This window comes from Teichococcus aerofrigidensis (genome assembly GCF_054073225.1).
The window spans coordinates 26,263-45,396 of record NZ_JBSXMU010000004.1; the positions used below are offsets into that span (position 1 = coordinate 26,263).

16 protein-coding genes and 1 tRNA gene are annotated in these 19,134 nt (G+C 71.5%); 15 read left to right on the forward strand and 2 right to left on the reverse strand.

The window, feature by feature from the left end; all coding sequences use genetic code 11:
* Positions 1 to 2 precede the first annotated feature (2 nt).
* Positions 3 to 1,544: an ABC transporter substrate-binding protein gene (locus ACVMLK_RS02235; protein ID WP_457485520.1), complete on the reverse strand. Its 1,542-nt coding sequence runs from the start codon at positions 1,542 to 1,544 to the stop codon at positions 3 to 5.
* A gap of 428 nt (positions 1,545 to 1,972) precedes the next feature.
* Here ACVMLK_RS02235 and ACVMLK_RS02240 point away from each other — a divergent pair, with 428 nt between their 5' ends.
* From ACVMLK_RS02240 to ACVMLK_RS02310, 15 genes are all read left to right on the forward strand, one after another.
* Positions 1,973 to 4,141, forward strand: a complete 2,169-nt coding sequence (locus tag ACVMLK_RS02240; protein ID WP_457485486.1) for an anthranilate synthase component I — start codon at positions 1,973 to 1,975, stop codon at positions 4,139 to 4,141.
* A 180-nt stretch (positions 4,142 to 4,321) separates the two neighbouring features.
* Positions 4,322 to 5,038 (forward strand): DUF1428 domain-containing protein, encoded by a 717-nt coding sequence (locus ACVMLK_RS02245; RefSeq protein ID WP_457485487.1) that lies wholly within the window; start codon positions 4,322 to 4,324, stop codon positions 5,036 to 5,038.
* Positions 5,039 to 5,122: 84 nt separating this feature from the next.
* On the forward strand, positions 5,123 to 6,637 hold the full coding sequence (locus tag ACVMLK_RS02250) for a serine hydrolase domain-containing protein (protein WP_457485488.1): 1,515 nt from the start codon (positions 5,123 to 5,125) through the stop codon (positions 6,635 to 6,637).
* 14 nt (positions 6,638 to 6,651) lie between these two features.
* Positions 6,652 to 8,247: an ABC transporter substrate-binding protein gene (locus ACVMLK_RS02255; protein ID WP_457485489.1), complete on the forward strand. Its 1,596-nt coding sequence runs from the start codon at positions 6,652 to 6,654 to the stop codon at positions 8,245 to 8,247.
* Positions 8,248 to 8,449: 202 nt separating this feature from the next.
* Positions 8,450 to 9,838 (forward strand): signal recognition particle protein, encoded by a 1,389-nt coding sequence (gene ffh / locus ACVMLK_RS02260; RefSeq protein WP_422921540.1) that lies wholly within the window; start codon positions 8,450 to 8,452, stop codon positions 9,836 to 9,838.
* A gap of 34 nt (positions 9,839 to 9,872) precedes the next feature.
* The gene (rpsP, locus tag ACVMLK_RS02265) at positions 9,873 to 10,208 is read left to right on the forward strand and encodes a 30S ribosomal protein S16 (RefSeq protein ID WP_198364371.1); all 336 of its coding nucleotides are present in this window, start codon (positions 9,873 to 9,875) and stop codon (positions 10,206 to 10,208) included.
* Positions 10,209 to 10,235: 27 nt separating this feature from the next.
* On the forward strand, positions 10,236 to 10,838 hold the full coding sequence (gene rimM, locus ACVMLK_RS02270; RefSeq protein WP_198364372.1) for a ribosome maturation factor RimM: 603 nt from the start codon (positions 10,236 to 10,238) through the stop codon (positions 10,836 to 10,838).
* On the forward strand, positions 10,835 to 11,566 hold the full coding sequence (gene trmD / locus ACVMLK_RS02275) for a tRNA (guanosine(37)-N1)-methyltransferase TrmD (RefSeq protein ID WP_422921538.1): 732 nt from the start codon (positions 10,835 to 10,837) through the stop codon (positions 11,564 to 11,566). Before rimM ends, trmD begins: the two co-directional genes overlap by 4 nt.
* Positions 11,567 to 11,613: 47 nt before the next feature.
* The gene (gene rplS / locus ACVMLK_RS02280) at positions 11,614 to 11,988 is read left to right on the forward strand and encodes a 50S ribosomal protein L19 (protein ID WP_198364374.1); all 375 of its coding nucleotides are present in this window, start codon (positions 11,614 to 11,616) and stop codon (positions 11,986 to 11,988) included.
* A 171-nt stretch (positions 11,989 to 12,159) separates the two neighbouring features.
* The gene (leuC, locus tag ACVMLK_RS02285; protein WP_457485490.1) at positions 12,160 to 13,590 is read left to right on the forward strand and encodes a 3-isopropylmalate dehydratase large subunit; all 1,431 of its coding nucleotides are present in this window, start codon (positions 12,160 to 12,162) and stop codon (positions 13,588 to 13,590) included.
* A 3-nt stretch (positions 13,591 to 13,593) separates the two neighbouring features.
* On the forward strand, positions 13,594 to 14,217 hold the full coding sequence (leuD, locus tag ACVMLK_RS02290; protein ID WP_198364376.1) for a 3-isopropylmalate dehydratase small subunit: 624 nt from the start codon (positions 13,594 to 13,596) through the stop codon (positions 14,215 to 14,217).
* Between the two features lie 55 nt (positions 14,218 to 14,272).
* Positions 14,273 to 15,385, forward strand: coding sequence for a 3-isopropylmalate dehydrogenase (gene leuB, locus ACVMLK_RS02295; RefSeq protein ID WP_198364377.1), 1,113 nt, complete (start codon positions 14,273 to 14,275; stop codon positions 15,383 to 15,385).
* Positions 15,386 to 15,445: 60 nt separating this feature from the next.
* Positions 15,446 to 15,522: transfer RNA gene (locus ACVMLK_RS02300), tRNA-Arg, on the forward strand.
* 395 nt (positions 15,523 to 15,917) lie between these two features.
* Positions 15,918 to 16,103 carry a hypothetical protein gene (locus ACVMLK_RS02305; protein WP_457485491.1) on the forward strand — a complete coding sequence of 62 codons (186 nt, stop codon included), beginning with the start codon at positions 15,918 to 15,920 and terminating at the stop codon, positions 16,101 to 16,103.
* A 142-nt stretch (positions 16,104 to 16,245) separates the two neighbouring features.
* A complete protein-coding gene (locus ACVMLK_RS02310) occupies positions 16,246 to 17,820 on the forward strand; it encodes an ABC transporter substrate-binding protein (RefSeq protein WP_457485492.1) in 1,575 nt (524 codons plus the stop codon).
* 18 nt (positions 17,821 to 17,838) lie between these two features.
* Here the strand turns inward: ACVMLK_RS02310 and ACVMLK_RS02315 are convergent, their stop codons facing one another.
* Positions 17,839 to 19,086, reverse strand: a complete 1,248-nt coding sequence (locus ACVMLK_RS02315; RefSeq protein ID WP_457485493.1) for an aminotransferase class III-fold pyridoxal phosphate-dependent enzyme — start codon at positions 19,084 to 19,086, stop codon at positions 17,839 to 17,841.
* Between the last annotated feature and the right edge of the window lie 48 nt (positions 19,087 to 19,134).

Sequence of the window (19,134 nt, forward strand, 5' to 3'; positions counted from 1 at the left end):
CCTCACCCCTTCTTCACGTCCCAGAACAGCGGCGCCGGCCCCTTGGTGATGCCGGAGACGTTGCTGCGCCAGGCCTGGTAGGCCATGAACTGCCCGAGGGGCGCGAAGACGACATCCTCCACGGCGGCGGCGTTGATCCTGTCGATGGCGGCCTGCTCGGCGGCGGGGGTGGCGGCGGCGTACCATTCGGCGATGCCCGCCTCCGTGGCCGGGCTTTCGGGCCAGCCGAACCAGGCTTTCTCGCCATTGCCCCGGATCGCCGAATAGCCCACAGGCGAGGCGCAGTCGGCGCCCGAATGCCAGGTGTGGAACATGTTCCAGCCGCCCTGGCCCGGCGGCGTCCTCTGCGCCCGCCGCCCGACCACCGTGCCCCAGTCGGTGGCGACGAAGTCGAGGCTCATGCCGAGGCGCTTCAGCAGGTCGGCCGTGACGTCGCCCATCGCCTTGTGCGGCGCCAGGTCCTGGCTGACCATGCAGGTGACGGGCTGCCCGGCATAGCCGCTCTGCTCCAGCAGGCGCTTCGCCGCGTCGAGGTCCGGCCGGCGCTTCAGGATCTCGCCGCCGGCCTCGCTGTAATGCGGGGTGCCGGGGGCGAAGAAGCCCGCCATCGGCTTCCAGAGGGAATCGTCGCTGCCGACGATGGCCCGCATGTAATCCTCCTGGCTCATCGCCATCAGGATGGCGCGGCGGGCGCGCACGTCGTTGAAGGGCGGGTGCAGGTGGTTCATGCGGAAGGCGCCGACATTGCCGAGCGGATCGGCGATATCGACCGCGATGTTGCGGTTGCGCCGCATCACGGGGATCAGGTCGGCCAGCGGTGTCTCCAGCCAGTCCACCTCGCCGCTCTGCAGGGCGCCGGCGGCCGTCGCGGCATCCGGGATGATCACCCATTCGACCCGTTCCACGGCGACGCGCTTGCCGCCGGCCAGCCAGGAGGCCGGCTCATCGCGCGGCACGTAGCCGTCGAAGCGCTGGAAGACGGCGCGGGCGCCGGGCAGCCATTCGTCGCGCAGGAAGCGCATCGGGCCGGAGCCGACATACTCGGTGATCTGCTGGAACGGATCGGTCCGCGCGATCCGCTCCGGCATGACGAAGGCGCAGGGCGCGTTGTTCTTGCCGAGCGCCAGCAGCATCTTCGGGTAGGGCTGCTTCAGCACCCAGCGGAAGGTGCGGTCGTCGACCGCGACCAGCTCCTGCTGGAGGGCGCGGATCATCAGCCCCATGCCGTCCCGCGCCGACCAGCGCGCGAGGCTGGCGACGGCGTCCTTCGCCAGCACCGGCTCGCCGTCGTGGAACCTGAGGCCCGGGCGCAGGCGGAAGGTCCAGGTCAGGCCATCGGCCGAGACCTCCTCCGCCTCGACCATCTGCCGCTGCGGCCGCATCGCGGAATCGACGCCATAGAGCGTGTCCCAGACCAGCATGCCGGCATTCCGCACCACGTACTGGGTGCCCCAGATCGGGTCGAAATTGGCCAGGTCGGCATGTGGCACGAAGCGCAGCGGGCGGGCGGCCTGCGCCAGGGCGGGGGCGGCGAGGCCGGTCATGGCCAGGGGAGCAGCCAAGGGGAGGGCCAGGCTGGCCTGCAGGAACTGTCTGCGTCGCACGGAAGCGGATCTCCTCAGAGGGGCCGGTCGTACCGGGCCTTTGCCATCCCGCCGGCGCCACGGCCGCCGCCCTCTGCCGGGGCGGCTTCGCCGATGGGCCGGATCTCCGCGGGCAGTGTGCGGCCTCGTGCGGCGTGGCGGCAAGGCGCCGTGGGATGGCGTTTCTCCCCTTGTGGGCGACAGGGGGCTTCGCTACGCTCCCCGCATGATCACGCGCATCCAACCTGCAAGCTGGTGGTGGCCCCTTTCATAAGGCGGCCGTGTGATCTCGAACCTTTTCATGGCCGCCTCGGGGTACCGGGCGGCCATCTTCATATCCTGACAGCCGATGCGCACCGGACCCGAGGCAGCCCAGCCCGGAGCGACCGATGCAGACGCGTTACCAGACCCAGGGCGGTCTCACCATCCAGCGCCAGACCCTGGATCTCGCCAGGGAAGGGGCCGGCGGCCCTCCCGTCGGGCAGGTCCTGGCCGAGCTCGCCGGCCGGCTGGACCGGCAACGCGGCGTGCTGCTCTCCTCCTCCTTCGAGTTCCCCGGCCGCTACACCCGCTGGGACCTGGGCTTCGCCGATCCGCCGCTGATGATCGCGGCCCGGGGGCGGGAGATGGTGCTGCGCGGGCTGAACGAGCGGGGCCGGCGGCTGCTCGGCGTCATCGCCCCGGCGCTGCGCGGCCTGCCGGCGCTGGCCGCGATGCGGCGGGAGGCGGACAGCCTGCATCTTTCCCTGCGCGAGCCGGAGGCGGAGTTCGCCGAGGAGGAGCGCTCCCGCCAGCCTTCCGTCTTCTCCGTGCTGCGGGCGCTGCGCGATCTCTTCGGCAGCGCGGAGGACCCGCATCTCGGCCTCTACGGCGCCTTCGGCTATGACCTGGTCTTCCAGTTCGAGCCGATGCCGCTGCGCCTGCCGCGCGACGCCGGCCAGCGCGACCTGGTGCTCTACCTGCCGGACGAGATCCTGGTGGTGGACCATATGCGCGGCACCGCCCGGCTGCACCGCTACGACTTCCTGCTCGATAGCGGCTCCACCGAGGCGCTGCCGCGCGCGACGCCGGCCGACCCCCACCGGCCCGGCGGGCAGGCCACCCCGCCCGAGAGCGACTTCGCGCCCGGGGAATACGCCGCCATGGTGGAGCGCGCGCAGCGGGCCTTCGCGCGCGGCGATCTCTTCGAGGTGGTGCTGGGCCAGACCTTCTCGGCCCGCTGCGACGAGGCGCCGAGCGTGCTCTTCGAGCGGCTGCGGCGGGTCAATCCCTCGCCCTATGGCGCGCTGATGAACCTGGGCGAGGGCGAGTTCCTGGTCGCCGCCAGCCCGGAGATGTTCGTCCGCGTCGAGGAGGGACGCATCGAGACCTGCCCGATCAGCGGCACCATCCGGCGCGGCGCCGACGCGCTGGAGGACGCGGCGAACATCCGCGCCCTGCTCAATTCCGAGAAGGAGGAGAGCGAGCTCACCATGTGCACCGACGTGGACCGCAACGACAAGTCGCGCGTCTGCGTCCCCGGCACGGTGAAGGTCATCGGCCGGCGGCAGATCGAGATGTACTCGCGGCTGATCCACACGGTGGACCATGTCGAGGGCCGGCTGCTGCCGGAGATGGACGCGCTGGACGGCTTCCTCTCCCATGCCTGGGCGGTGACGGTGACCGGCGCGCCGAAGCGCTGGGCGATCCGGCATGTCGAGGCGGAGGAGCGCTCGGCGCGGCGCTGGTACGGCGGCGCCATCGGCCGCATGACTTTCGACGGCAACATGAACACCGGCCTGACGCTGCGCACGATCCGGCTGCGGGACGGCATCGCCGAGGTGCGCGCCGGCGCCACCCTGCTGCATGACAGCGACCCGGCGGCGGAGGAGGCGGAATGCCGGCTCAAGGCCAGCGCCATGCTGGCCACGCTGCGCGGCGAGGCGGCGGTGGCGGCCGCGCCCGCCGCGCCGCGCCCGGCCATGGGGGCGCGGGTGCTGCTGGTCGATCACGAGGACAGCTTCGTGCATACCCTGGCCGGCTACCTGCGGGCCGCGGGTGCCTCGGTCCGCACGCTGCGGCCAGGGATGGCGCGCCAGGCGCTGCGGGAGGGGGAGGCGCCGGACCTCGTGCTGCTCTCGCCGGGGCCGGGCCGGCCGGCGGACTTCGCCATGTCGGACACGCTCGACCTCCTCATCCGGCGCGGCCTGCCGGGCTTCGGCGTCTGTCTCGGCCTGCAGGGCATGGTGGAGCATTTCGGCGGTACGCTGGACCTGCTGTCCCGGCCGATGCACGGCAAGCCCTCCCGCATCCGCAACCTCGGCGGGCGGCTGCTGGCGGGGCTGCCCGGGACCTTCACCGTCGGGCGCTACCACTCCCTGCACGCCCGGCGCCTCGACCTGCCGGCGGAGCTGGTGGCGACGGCGGAGACGGAGGATGGCGTGGTCATGGCGATCGAGCACCGGCGCCTGCCGCTCTCGGCGGTGCAGTTCCACCCCGAGTCGCTGATGACCGACCCGGCGCGGATCGGCATGCCGCTGATCGCTGCGGCCCTGCGGCAGCCGGCGGCGGTGGCGTAGGGGCGCGTTGGCGCCCGGAGTCGGGAGGAGGGAGGGGGTCGCGCCCCCTCCCGCGGAAAGGGTCGGAAGGAGCGGACTTTCACGATCGCGCCAAGCGCGCCCCGGCCATGGGGTTTATGGTTGATATCAACCTAAAATCGCGGCAGGAAGCGTGGGTCAACGGGAGGAGGAAACCCAGGCATGGCTTATGTGGAAGGCTTCGTGGTCGCCGTTCCCACCGGCAGCAGGGAGGCCTATGCGCGCCACGCCGCCGAGGCCGCGGCGCTGTTCCGTGGCTTCGGGGCCACCCGCTGCGTCGAGGCCTGGGGCGACGACGTGCCGAGGGGCAAGCTGAACGACTTCTGGGGCGCGGTGCAGGCGACGCCGGAGGAGACGGTGGTCTTCTCCTGGGTCGAGTACCCCGATCGCGCCACGCGCGACGCGGCGAATGCGCGCTTCCGCACCGACCCGGCGATGCAGGCCCTGGGCGCGGCCATGCCCTTCGATGGCAGGCGGCTGATCCATGGCGGCTTCGCCCCGCTGATGGACGAGGGCAGTGGCACCGGCGGCTATGTCGATGGCTTCGTCCTGCCGGTCCCGCGGGGGCGCAAGGCGGATTACGTCGCGATGGCGCGCGGGATCCTGCCGGTCTTCCGGGAGCTCGGCGCGCTGCGCGTGGTCGAGGCCTGGGGCGATGACGTGCCGGAGGGTCAGCGCACCGATTTCCGCCGCGCCGTCCATGCGACGGAGGAGGAGGCGGTGGTCTTCGCCTGGATCGAGTATCGCGACCGCGCGGCGCGCGACGCCGCCGTCCAGGCGATGATGACGGATGAGCGGATGAAGGAACCGCCCAAGGACATGCCCTTCGATGGCAAGCGCATGATCATGGGCGGCTTCAGCGTGCTGCTCGACGCCTGACGCGGCCGGCGCGCGGCCGGGGCTTCCCCTTTCCGCCCGCGCGCCGAAGAATGCGTCCCACCCACCGGTGAGGAGCGCAGGACCATGCCCGACTGGAATGCCGCCGCGGCGGAGGCCGCCGCCCTCGCCGGCGCCTGGTCGGAGGCACGGGGGCCGGGCGGGGCCATCCTGCTCTTCGACACGGCCGGCATCCGCCATGCCGCGGCCGGCGGCTTCGCCAGCCTGGAGCACGGCCTTCCCTTCACCCCCGACACGCCGAACCGCCTGGCCTCGATCAGCAAGCACTTCCTGGCCGCCACGCTGCTGCTGGAGGAGATCCCGCTGGAGGCGCCCCTGGGCACGCTGCTGGACGGGCTGCCACCGGCGGTGGCGGCGGTCCCGCTGGAGCGCGCGCTCGACATGACCGGCGGCCTGCCGGACATGATGGAGCTGCTCTGGCAGCAGGGCGTGCCCTTCACCGCCAGCCTGACGGCGGAGGAGGTGTTCTCGGTCGCCCGCCGCATCCCCGCCCTCAATGCCGGGCCCGGCACCGAGATGGCCTATTCCAACACCGGCTGGCGGCTGGCGCAGCGCATCCTGCCAGAGCGGCGCGCCGTCAGCTATCCCGAGGCGCTGCGCCGCCGGCTCTTCGCACCGCTGGACCTGCCCTTCGCCTTCCCCGAGGATGAGAGCGTGCCCGTGCCGGGCCTCGCCACCGGCTACTGGTGGGATGGGGCCGGCTGGCGGCGCGGGCGCTATGGCCTGCACTTCTCCGCCTCCGGCGGCCTGGCCGGCAGCGCCACGGCGCTGGCCCGCTGGGCGGCTGCGCTGATGGCCGGGCGGGGGCCGCTGGCCGGGATCCTGGAGCGGCTGGCGGCGCCGCGCCGCTTCGCCGATGGCAGCGAGAGCGTCTATCGCCTGGGACTGGTCCGCAGCGCGCTGGGCCGGGTGGTGCTGGTGGGGCATGGCGGCTCGCTGCCGGGGTATCGCAACCATGTCCTGATGGCGCCCGAGCTGGGTCTCGGCGTGGTGGTGCTGACCAACCGGGAGGAGGAGGCGCTCTGGCCGGCGCTGCGCGTCATGGCCGCCCTGACCGGCGAGCCGCTGCCCGCGGCACCCCCGGCGGTGCCGCCCGGCCTCTTCGCCGCCGCCGAAGGTCCCTTCTGGGCCGAGCTGGCGGCGGATTCGATCAGCGTCATGGGCGGCTTCGAGCGGCTGGTGGCGGCGCCGGGCGGCGAATGGCGCAGCCTTCCGGCCTATCTCGACATCCGCCTGCGCGCCGAGGGGCCGGATGCGCTGGCCGGCATGGTGGGCGGGGTGGCGCGGCGCCTGCTGCGCGTGCCGGAGGGGCTGGCGCCCGATCCGGCCCTGGCGGGCGAATGGACCGATCCCGTCCTCGGCACGGGGCTGCGCGTCACGCCGGAGGGCGAGGCCCGCTTCGACTGGGCCGGGGGCATCGGCGCGCGCTGCCGGCTGACGCCCCTGCCGGGCGGCCGCGCCCTGGCCGACCTGTCGCACGGACCCTGGCGGCACCGCCCCTGCCTGTGGCTGCAGCCCGATGGCAGCCTGCGGCTTGCCAGCCACCGGGCACGGGTCTTGCATCTTCACCGCAGATCCTGATTCGGAGAGCCTCCTTGACCCATTCCCGCCGCGCGGCCCTGCTCGCCCTGCCGCTGCTTCCCGCCCTGATGCTGGCCGGGGCGCCCGGCGCCGCGGCGCAGCCCGCGCCGAAGAGCGTGCTCCGCGTCGCGCCACATGCCGACCTGAAGTCGCTCGACCCTGTGCATGGCTCGATCCTGATCACCCGCATGCACGGGCTGATGATCTACGAGACGCTCTTCGCCTGGGATTCGAAGCTGCAGCCGCAGCCGATGATGGTGCAGGATTACAGCGTCTCGGACGACAAGCTGGTCTGGACCTTCCGCCTGCGCGAGGGGCTGAAGTTCCACGATGGCCAGCCGGTGACGACGAAGGATGTCATCGCCTCGCTGAAGCGCTGGATGGCGCGCGACACGGTCGGCGTGAAGCTTGCCGAATACACCGCCGCGCTGGAGGCGGTGGACGGGCGCAGCTTCACCCTGCGGCTGAAGACGGCGACGGGCATGGTGCCCTTCGCGCTGGGCTCCGGCGTCGGCCAGATCCCGGTCATCATGCGCGAGAGCGATGCCCTGACCGACCCGATGAAGCCGGTGACGGAGACCGTCGGCAGCGGCCCGTTCCGCTTCAACCGGGGCGAGTGGCAGAGCGGCGCCCGTGTCGTCTATGACCGCAACCCCGACTACGTGCCGCGGGCCGAGCCGCCGGACGGGCTGGCCGGGGGCCGGGTGGTGAAGCTCGACCGCGTCGAATGGGTGATCATGCCCGATGCGGCGACGGCGGCGGCGGCGATCCAGACCGGGGAGATCGACCTCTGGGAACAGCCGAGCCAGGACCTGGTGCCGGTGCTGGCCCGGAGCCGCGACGTGAAGGTCGAGACCTATTCCAGCCTGCCCGGCCAGGCGATGCTGCGCCCCAACCACCTGCACCCGCCCTTCAACGACCCGCGCGCGCGGCTGGCGCTCGCCTATGCCACCGACCAGGCCGACTTCCTGACCGCCGGCTTCGGTGACGAGAAGTGGTGGAGGCGCTGCGACTCCTACTTCGTCTGCGGCAGCCCGAACGGCACCGAGGCCGGCGCGGCGGGCTATGCGAAGCCCGATCTGGCGACCGCCCGCCGCCTGCTGACCGAGAGCGGCTACAAGGGCGAGCGGGTGGTGCTGACCTCGACCTACGACATCGCGCCGATCGGCCGCATGGCCGAGGTGGCGGCGGAATCGCTGCGCAAGGCCGGGCTGAATGTCGACCTGCAGTTCTCCGACTGGGGCACGGTGACGACCCGGCAGCAGAACCGCGGCACGCTCGACCAGGGCGGCTGGAACCTCTTCGTCACCTTCGCCTCCGGCGCCACCATGCAGTCGCCGATCACCAATATCGGCACCAACATGGCCTGCGAGCGCGCCTGGGCCGGCTGGCCCTGCGATGCCGAGGCGGAGCGGCTGCGCAACGGCGTGGTCGAGGCGGTGGACGCCGCCTCGCAGAAGGCGGCGACCGAGGCGCTGCACCGGCGGCTGGCCGAGGTGCAGCCCTACCGGGTGCTCGGCCAGTACGACCAGCCCTATGCCCGGCGGAGCAATGTCTCGGGCGTGCTGACGGCGCCGATCCTGGTCTTCTGGAACATCGAGAAGAAGTAGCCGGCGCGGGCCGGTGGCGGAGGGGAGGGCGGTTCCGCTTGACCCCCCGCCGCCGATCAACTACATCGCCCCGGCCCGGGCCTGTGCCCGGTCATCATGGTCGGCCGCCTCCCGGAGAGGCCCGGCTCCGTCGCTCCGCGAAGGCTCGCGCAGCGGCGCGTTTTGTTTTGGGCGCTCGGCAGGGCGCCGGCAGTGAGGGCGGATGTTCGAGGCGCTTTCGGGCAAGCTGAACGGGGTGTTCGACCGGCTGCGCCGCCGTGGCGCGCTGACCGAAGCCGACGTGGCCGAGGCCTCGCGCGAGGTGCGCATCGCCCTGCTGGAGGCCGATGTCGCGCTGCCGGTGGTCAAGGACATCGTCGCCAAGGTGCGCGAGCGCGCCGTCGGCGCCGATGTCATCCGCTCCGTCTCGCCGGCCCAGCAGGTCATCAAGATCGTCAACGACTGCCTGGTCGAGGCGCTCGGCGGCGGCGAGGGGGTGGAGCATGTCCCCGGCCTCAGCCTGGCCGCGGCGAGCCCGGTGCCGATCCTGATGATCGGCCTGCAGGGCTCGGGCAAGACCACCACCTCGGGCAAGATCGCGCTGCGGCTGCGCACGCGCGACAAGAAGAAGGTGCTGCTGGCCAGCCTCGACGTGCACCGCCCGGCGGCGCAGCTGCAGCTGGAGACGCTGGCGCGGCAGGCCGGCGTCACCTCGCTGCCGATCGTGCAGGGCCAGACCCCGCTGCAGATCGCCGAGCGCGCCATGAAGGTGGCGCGCGGCGAGCTTTACGACGTCGTCATCCTCGACACCGCCGGCCGCCTCTCGATCGACGAGGCGCTGATGGCGGAGGTGGCCGAGGTCAAGGCCGCGGTGCGGCCGCATGAGAGCCTGCTGGTCGTCGATGCCATGACCGGCCAGGACGCGGTGCAGACGGCGCGCGCCTTCAACGAGCGCGTCGGCCTCACCGGCATCGTCATGACCCGGATCGACGGCGATGCGCGCGGTGGTGCCGCGCTGTCCATGCGGGCCGTGACCGGCGCGCCGATCAAGCTGCTCGGCGCCGGCGAGAAGCTGGACGCGCTGGAGGATTTCCACCCCGACCGCATCGCCAGCCGCATCCTGGGCATGGGCGACATCGTCTCCCTGGTCGAGCGCGCCGCCGAGACGATCGACAAGGCCGAGGCGGAGAAGCTCGCCGCCAAGATGCAGAAGGGTCAGTTCGACCTGGAGGACTATGCGGCGCAGCTGAAGCAGATCGGCAAGATGGGCTCGCTGTCCGGCATCCTCGGCATGCTGCCGGGCATCGGCAAGCTGAAGGGCCAGATCGACGAGGCCAAGCTCGACAACAGCATCCTGAAGCGCCAGGCGGCGATCATCGGCAGCATGACGCCGAAGGAGCGCCGCAGCCCGGAGATCCTGAAGGCCTCCCGCAAGCGGCGCATCGCCGCCGGCTCCGGCACCTCGGTGCAGGAGGTCAACCGGCTGCTCAAGCAGTTCGACGACATGTCCGCGATGATGAAGCGGATGAACAAGCTCGGCCAGAAGGGCCTGATGCGCGGCGGTCTCGGCGCGCTCCTTCCTGGCATGGGGGGCGGCAAGCGCCCCTTCTGAACCACCGACGACACCCACTACGGAGCCAAAGATCATGGGCCTGAAGATCCGCCTCGCGCGCGCCGGCGCCAAGAAGCGCCCCTACTACCACATCGTGGTGGCCGACAGCCGCTCCCCGCGCGACGGCCGCTTCATCGAGAAGGTCGGCAGCTACAACCCGATGCTGCCCTCCGACCACGCCGAGCGCGTGCGCCTGTTCGACGAGCGCATCAAGCACTGGCTGAGCAACGGCGCGGTGGCGACCGACCGCGTGGCGAAGTTCCTCGGCCGCGCCGAGCTGGCGCCGATGCCGGTCTTCCGCGAGCAGCCGAAGCAGGCCGCGCCGAAGAAGAAGGCGCAGGAGCGCGCCGCCGCGGCCGCCGCGGGCTGAAGTCCAGGCGGCTGATCGTCACGCGCCATGGGCAGCAAGCGTATCCTGGTGGGGGAGATCGGACGGCCGCACGGTGTGCGGGGCCTTGTCCGTGTCCAGTCCTTCACCGCCGACCCGGCGGCCATCGCCGCTTACGGCCCGCTCTCCGACGAGAGCGGCGGGACGCGCTTCGTGCTGCACTGGCTGAGTGGCGGTCTGGCGCGCATCGAGGGCGTCGCCGACCGCGAGGCCGCGGCGAAGCTGACCGGCACCCGGCTCTATCTGGCGCGCGACCTGCTGCCGCCACCGGAGGAGGAGGAATTCTACCTCGCCGACCTGATCGGCCTCGACGTCCGCGATGCGGAGGGTCGGGCGCTCGGCCAGGTGCGGGCGGTGGAGGATTACGGTGCCGGCGCCTTCCTGACCGTCGCCGCGGATCAGGGGCGGGAGCTGCTGCTGCCCTTCACCCGGGCCGCCGTGCCGGTGGTGGATCTGGCCGGGGGCTTCCTCGTCGCCGCGCCGCCCGAGGCGGTGATGGCGGCGCCGGAAGCCGAGGCCGGCGCGCCGCCGGAGCCGCTGCAGTCGCTGCCGCGCCGGCAGGACGCGCCGCGGCGCAGCGGGCCGCGCGGCGTGCGGGGGGGCGGCGCGTGAGCTGGCACGCCACCGCGCTCACCCTCTTCCCGGAGATGTTTCCGGGCACGCTTGGCCATTCCCTGGCCGGCCGCGCCCTGCGGGAGGGTCTCTGGCGCCTGGACACGCTGCAGATCCGCGACTTCGCCACCGACCGCCACCGCAGCGTGGACGACACGCCCTGCGGCGGCGGCGCCGGGATGGTGATGCGGCCGGACGTGGTCGATGCCGCCTGCGCCGCCGCCCTGGCGGAGGGGCCGGCCCGCCCGCTGATCTACCTGACCCCGCGCGGGCGCCTGCTCGATCAGGCGCTGGTGCGGGAGCTGGCGGCGGGGCCGGGCCTGGTCCTGGTCTGCGGCCGCTACGAGGGCCTGGACCAGCGGGTGATCGAGGCGCGCGGCCTGCGCGAGGTCTCGGTGGGCGACTTCGTGCTCTCGGGCGGCGAGCCGGCGGCGCTGGTCCTGCTCGATGCCTGCGTGCGGCTGCTGCCGGGCGTGATGGGCGGGGCGGAGAGCGCCACCGAGGAAAGCTTCGCCGAGGCCGCGGCGCCGCTGCTCGAATACCCGCACTACACCCGCCCGGTGGAGTGGCAGGGGCGGCGGGTGCCGGAGGTGCTGCTGTCCGGCCACCATGCGGCGGTGGCGCGATGGCGGCGGGAGCAGGCGGAGGCGGCGACGCGCGAACGGCGGCCCGACTTATGGGCCCGGCGGGGCGGCCCGCATGGCCGGCTTGTTGAGACACAGGATTGAACGGGCGGCCCGCGCCGCCTAAACGGATTGACGAGAGGATTTTTGCCATGAACCTGCTGCAGCAGTTCGACACGGAACAGAAGGAGCGCCTGCTCTCTGCCCGTGCCGTGCCCGAGTTCGCCGCCGGCGACACCGTCCGCGTGATGGTGAAGGTGGTCGAGGGCGAGCGCACCCGCACCCAGGCCTATGAGGGCGTGGTGATCGCCCGTTCCAACAAGGGCCTGCACAGCAACTTCACGGTGCGTAAGCTCTCCTACGGCGAGGGCGTCGAGCGCGTCTTCCCGCTCTACAGCCCGAACGTGGCCGAGATCGCCGTGCTGCGCCGCGGCAAGGTGCGCCGCGCCAAGCTGTATTACCTGCGTGGCCGGACCGGCAAGTCCGCCCGCATCGCCGAGAAGGCCGCTCCGCGCGCCAAGGAGTGAGCCCCTTGCCTCCGCCATCGGGGATCGCAACCTGATGGCGGGAGCCGGTCCCCGAGAGGGGCCGGCGCCGGCCCTGGGGTCTCGGCCCCCGGGCGAATGGCTACCCGGGCGGTATGGGCCCCAGCCCCGCGCCGCGCGGGCATGAACCACCTGCCACGAGGAAACCACACGATGTCGGCCACGAAGCCGCGGACGCTGTACGACAAGATCTGGGACGCCCATGTCGTCGAGACACTCCCGGACGGCACCGCGCTTCTCTACATCGACCGGCATCTCGTGCATGAGGTGACCAGCCCGCAGGCCTTCGAGGGGCTGCGCATGGCCGGCCGCTCCCTGCGCCGCCGCGAGGGCACCATGGCGGTGGTCGACCACAACATCGCCACCGACGCCTCCCGCTACACCGGCATCGAGGACCCCGAGAGCCGGCTGCAGGTCGAGACGCTGGAGAAGAACGTCAAGGCCTTCGACGTTCCCTATATCCCGCTGACCGACGCCCGCCAGGGCATCGTGCATGTCATCGGGCCGGAGCAGGGCCTCTCGCTGCCCGGCATGACCATCGTCTGCGGCGACAGCCACACCTCGACGCATGGCGCGATGGGCGCCCTGGCCTTCGGCATCGGCACCTCCGAGGTCGAGCATGTGCTCGCCACCCAGACCCTGCTGCAGAAGCGCGCCAGGAACATGCGCGTGACGGTGGACGGCACCCTGCCGCCGGGCTGCACGGCGAAGGACATCGTGCTGGCCATCATCGGCAGGATCGGCACGGCGGGCGGCACCGGCCATGTCATCGAGTTCGCCGGCTCGGCCATCCGCGCGCTCGACATGGCGGGGCGCTTCACCGTCTGCAACATGTCGATCGAGGGCGGCGCCCGCGCCGGCATGATCGCGCCGGACGAGACGACCTTCGAGTACATCAAGGGCCGCCCCTTCGCGCCGCAGGGCGAGATGCTGGAGCGGGCCATCGAATGGTGGCGCAGCCTGCCGACGGATGAGGGCGCGGTCTTCGACAGGGAGGTGGTGCTGGACGCCGCCGAGATCGTGCCGATGGTCTCCTGGGGCACCAGCCCCGAGGACGTGCTGCCGATCACCGCGACCGTGCCGGACCCCGAGAGCGGGCAGGACGAGGCGCGCCGGGCGCAGCTCCGCCGCATGGTCGAGTACATGGGCCTGACGCCCGGCCAGAAGCTGACCGATCTCAAGGTCGATGTCGTCTTCATCGGCTCCTGCACCAACAGCCGCATCGAGGACATGCGCGCCGCCGCCGAGATCGTGCGCGGCCGCCGCGTGGCCGAGGGCGTGCGCGGCATGGTGGTGCCGGGCTCGGGCCTGGTGAAGCAGCAGGCCGAGCGCGAGGGGCTGGACGCCGTCTTCCGGGAGGCCGGCTTCGAGTGGCGCGAGGCGGGCTGCTCGATGTGCCTCGGCATGAACCCGGACAAGCTGACGCCGGGCCAGCGCTGCGCCTCCACCTCGAACCGCAATTTCGAGGGGCGGCAGGGGCCGGGGGGGCGGACGCATCTCTGCTCGCCGGCCATGGCCGCCGCCGCCGCCATCACTGGCCACCTCACCGATGTGCGCCAGCTCGCCGCCCAAGGGAGGCACTGATCCATGGACGCCTTCACCACCCTGACCGGCATCGCCGCGCCGCTGCCGATGGCCAATGTCGATACCGACAAGATCATCCCGGCGCGCTTCCTCAAGACCATCGAGCGCACCGGCCTCGGCAAGGCCGCCTTCGCCAATCTGCGCTATCGCGAGGATGGCAGCGAGAATCCGGACTTCGTGCTCAACCAGGAACCCTACCGCCGGGCGGAGATCCTGATCGCGCACGAGAATTTCGGTTGCGGCTCCTCGCGCGAGCACGCGCCCTGGGCGCTGCTGGATTTCGGCATCCGTTGCGTCATCGCGCCCGATTTCGCCGATATCTTCCACAACAACAGCTTCAAGAACGGCATCCTGCCGGTGAAGCTGCCGCGCGAGATCTGCGATCAGTTGATGGAGGATGCGCGCATGGGCGAGAATGCGCGCCTCACGATCGATCTGGAGCGGCAGGTGGTGGTGCGCCCGAACGGGGAGGAGATCCCCTTCGAGATCGACCCGCTGCGTCGCCACCTGTTGCTGAACGGGCTCGACGATATCGGCCAGACCATGCAGCGTGCCTCGGCCATCGATGGCTATGAGGCGAAGCGGCGCGCGGCGCAGCCCTGGCTGTACCAGGACGCTGCCGAATGAGGGTGGCCCGCCGGCTGGCGGCGGGCCCGGAGAGAAAGAGGGACGAGACACGCCCATGTCGGCCAACAAGAAACTGCTGGTTCTCCCCGGCGATGGTATCGGCCCCGAGGTCATGCGCGAGGTGCGCCGCGTCATCGAATGGATGGACCGGCGCCGGCATGTGAGCTTCGCGCTCGAGGAAGGGCTGGTCGGCGGCGCCGCGCTGGATGCCGAGGGCTCGCCCTGCCCGGATGCCACGGTGGAGCGCGCGCTGAACGCGGATGCCGTGCTCTTCGGCTCGGTCGGCGGCCCGAAATGGGATGGCCTGCCCTTCGAGAAGCGGCCTGAGCTCGGCATCCTGCGGCTGCGCAAGGAGCTGGGTCTCTTCGCCAATCTGCGTCCGGCGCTCGTGCTGGAGCCGCTGGTCGATGCGTCGAGCCTGAAGCCCGATGTGGTGCGCGGGCTCGACCTGATGATCGTGCGCGAGAGCACCGGCGGCATCTATTTCGGCGAGCCGCGCGGCGTCGAGACGCTGCCCAACGGCAAGCGGCGCGGCATCGACACCGAGGTCTATACCGAGGACGAGATCGCCCGCGTGGCGCGCGTCGCCTTCGACCTGGCGCGCAAGCGCACCGGCAAGATGACCAGCGTCGAGAAGGCGAATGTCATGCAGTCGGGCCGCCTCTGGCGCGCCGTGGTGAGCGAGGTCGGCAAGTCCGAGTATCCGGATGTCGAGCTGAGCCACATGTATGCCGACAATTGCGCGATGCAGCTCTGCTCGCGGCCGAAGCAGTTCGACGTCATCGTCGCCAGCAATCTCTTCGGCGACCTGCTCTCCGATCTCGCCGCGGCGCTGACCGGCTCCCTCGGCATGCTGCCCTCGGCCACGCTGGGCGCGCCGGATTCCTCCGGCCGCCGCCACGCGCTCTACGAGCCGGTGCACGGCTCCGCGCCGGACATCGCCGGCAAGGGCATCGCCAATCCCTGCGCCCAGCTGCTGTCCTTCGCCATGCTGCTGCGCTGGTCCTTCGGCATGGAGGAGGATGCGGCGATGATCGAGCAGGCGGTGGAGAAGGTCCTGGCCGGCGGCCTGCGCACGGCCGACATCATGGGCCATGGCACCGCGCGCGTCGGGACCAGCGTCATGGGCGATGCGGTGCTGCGCGAGCTGGACAAGCTGGCCGCGTAACAACGCAAAAATGCCTCTTGCGCGGGGGGAGGGCCTCGGTTATTCCCCCGCCACTGGCCAGCGCCCGTAGCTCAACTGGATAGAGCGCTAGACTACGGATCTGGAGGTTAGGGGTTCGAATCCTCTCGGGCGCGCCAGAAATTCCCCGAAATACTGATTCAGTGCCGGTTTCTTCCGGTTTGCGAGTTTCGGTGGATTTGGTTAGCAAGCCGCCGTTCGCCATTCGGGCCATGGCGGCCTGGACCAGGCGCGGCTGTTCCGCCGCCCGCGTGTATCTTTCCACATCCGACAATGTGCGATGGCCGGTGATGGCCGCCATCTGATGGATGGCCGCTGCGGCCTCTGCCAGGCGTCGCGCCGCTGTCCTGTCGTATTAGGAAGGTGATCCGGTCGGATGGCACATGGGCCAGCTCGACCGCCAGGGCCGGATGCATGGGGACCTGCAGCGGGCTTCCCGCTTGACCTGCCGCACCTCGATCACGCCGTTGCGGAGATGCCGCCGCCCTGCTGGGTGCGATCAACGCCGAGGCCTATGACCAGCGCGACAAGCTCTCCGGCGACGCGGCGGCAGCTGATCCGCTGGGTCGAGGATGCCGTCTATTGGACGACCAAGGGCGCGGCCACGGCGCCGGCGGGCAAGGAGACCGATCCGCTCAAGGCGCTGCTGGCGATCCACGACCGCCTCACCGACGCGCCGACCCTGCCGGAGCCGGACTGAGGGCACCCGGAGGCCGGGCCTAGTCAGGGGCCCGGACTGTCGGCTCCTCAATGATATATCATATGTTGCAAGAGGACATCCATGGCCTAGGATGAGCGCAGAGGCACCGGGGCCGTCAGGAACCGCCCCGGCAGACAGGGGGATGTCCATGTTCGAGCTGAGCACCACGCGCCGCGGTCTTCTCCGGGCGGGCGCCGTCGCCATGCCCGCGCTTCTCGCCGCGCCGCGCCTGGCGCGCGCCGCCGGTTCCATCACGGTGATGCTGGAATCTGAGGTGGTGGTCCTCGATCCCCATGCGACCACGGCCGCGATCACGCGCAGCTTCGGCTATCATGTCTTCGACACGCTCTTCGCCCAGGATTCCGGCGGCACGGTCCGGCCGCAGATGGCGGAGGGCCACACCGTCTCGGCCGACGGGCTGGAATGGCGCTTCACCCTGCGCGACGGCCTGGCCTTCCACGACGGCGCGCCGGTGACGGCCGAGGACTGCGTCGCCTCCCTGCGCCGATGGGCCTCGCGCGACAGCCTCGGGCGCATGCTGCTGGCGGCGATGCGGACGATGCGGGCCGAGGATGCGCGCAGCTTCAGCATCGCCCTGAAGGAGCCGTTTCCGCTGATGCTGGAGGTGCTGGGCAAGCCGAACGCCCCGGTGCCCTTCATCATGCCCGCCCGCATCCTCCCCGCCGGCGATGCGCGCATCACCGAGATCATCGGCTCCGGCCCCTTCACCTTCGCACGCGACCAGTGGCGCACGGGCGACCGGATGGTGCTGCGGCGGAACGCGCGCTACGTCCCGCGGGCCGAGCCGGCGGACTTCCTGGCCGGCGGCAAGGCGGTGAGGATCGACGAGCTGGTGCTGAAGACCATGCCCGATGACACCACCGGGGTGAACGCGCTCATCGCCGGCGAGATCGACTACATGCAGTACCTGCCCTTCGACTTCCTCGACCTGCTCGGCCGCAACCGCGACCTGCGGCTGATGGAGCTGAAGGGCATCGACATGTTCCAGGGCAATTTCCGCCTGAACCATGCGAGCGGCCCCTTCGCCGATCCCGCCGTGCGGCGGGTGATGTGGAAGCTCGTCGACCAGAAGGAGATCCTGGGCGCCATCGGCATTCCGCCGCGCTTCCGGGTGGAGAACTGCCCCTCCTTCTGGATGTGCGACGCGCCGCTGGAGACCGCCGCCGGCGCGGAGGTCGCGCGCTTCGATGTCCGGGCCGCGAAGGCGGAGCTGGCGCGCACCGGCTACAAGGGCGAGCCGGTGGTCATGCTGGAGGTCTCCGGCTCGATCTCGCAGACCGCCGGGCATGTGCTGGCCGAGAACATGAAGCAGGCCGGCTTCGTGGTGGACGAGCAGGTGATGGACTGGGGCACGGTGCTGGCGCGCCGCGCCCGGCCGGACGGCTGGAGCCTGTTCCCGGTCTATGCCAATGGCGTGGACATGGTATCCCCGCTGAACCACTTCTACGTGGCGAACAACTGCTCCGACTATCCCGGCCGGAGCTGCGACGCGCGGATCACCGCCCTGCTGGCGGACTTCGCGCGCGCCCCCGATGCGGCGGCGCGCCGCGAGGTGGCCGAGCGCATCCAGCGGGTCGCCTACGAGCTGGTGCCGAGCGTGATGTGGGGCCAGTTCTCGCGTCCGGCCGGATACCGCGCGCGGTTGCGGAACCTGATCCAGTCGAGCTTCCCGCTGTTCTGGCAGGTGGAGCTGTAGGGCGCGCTGGCCCGCCGGCTAGCCGCGGGCCACCGCCTGGAACCCGGCCTCCGCCGCCTCCAGCGCGCGGTCGATATCCTCTTCCGTGTGCGCGCAGGAGAGGAACATGTTGTGGCGGGGGTGGAAGTAGGCCCCGTGCCGCAGGGCCGTGGCGCAGAAGGCGTCGCCCTTCGCCCAGTCCGGATCGTTGTCGAAGATCATCAGCGGCATCTGCGCCGGCCCGGTCTGGCGGACGGGCAGCCGGTACCGGCGCGACAGGGCGTCGAGCCCCGCGCGCAGGCGCTCGCCCATGGCGCGCATGTGGGCCGGGCCGTCGAGGCGGCGCAACTCCTGGATGGTGGCCACGGCGGCCGCCATGGGCACGGCGCCGCACCAGAAGGAGCCGGTGGTGTAGACCTCGGTCGCGGTCTGGCGGAAGCGGTCCCGCCCGGTGACGGCGGCGAGCGGATGGCCGTTGGCGATGGCCTTGCTGAAGGCGGAAAGGTCGGGGCGGACGCCGAGCGGCTCCCAGGAGCCGCCGAGATCGATGCGGAAGCCGGCGCGCACGTCGTCCAGGATGAGGGCGGCGCCGGTCGCGTCGCACAGCGCGCGGAGGTGGCGCGCGAATTCAGGCGTGGGCAGTTCCTGGTGGCGACCGAAATCATGGCGGAACGCCGTGACGATCACCGCGGCCAGATCGCCTTTCGCGGCCTCCGCGGCGGCTTCCAGGCTGGCGGTGTCGTTGTAGTCGAAGGGCAGGATATGGGCGCGGTCCTCCGCCGTGACCCCGGCCAGCGAGGGGGAGCACCAGGGCACCGCGCCATGATAGGAGCCGCGGGCGACCAGCACCTTGCGCCGGCCGGTTGCGGCGCGGGCGATGGTGACGCAGGCCGTGGTGGCGTCGGTGCCGTTCTTGGCCAGGAGCGCCCAGTCGGCATGGGCGACGGTGCCGACCAGCAGCTCCGCCAGCTCGACCAGCACCGGGGCGGGGCCGTTCATGCAGTCGCCCTGCCCGGCCTGGCGACGCGCGGCGGCCTCCACGGCGGGATGGCGGTGGCCGACAACCACGGGGCCCCAGGCGCACATGAAGTCGATGTACTCGCGTCCGTTGACATCCCGCAGGCGGCAGCCCTCGGCCGAGGCGAAGTATTGCGGATATCCCTCGGGCAGCCTGGCCGCGTTCAGATGGCCCCAGAGGCCGCCGGGAATGACGGCGCGGGCGCGGGCACGCAGGGCATCGTCCGGCGGGATGGCGCCCGGCTTCGCGGGGAGGAGAGCCTGCGACATGGGAAGGATCCTTGGCTGCGTTTATTTTGATATATCATATTTCAATGC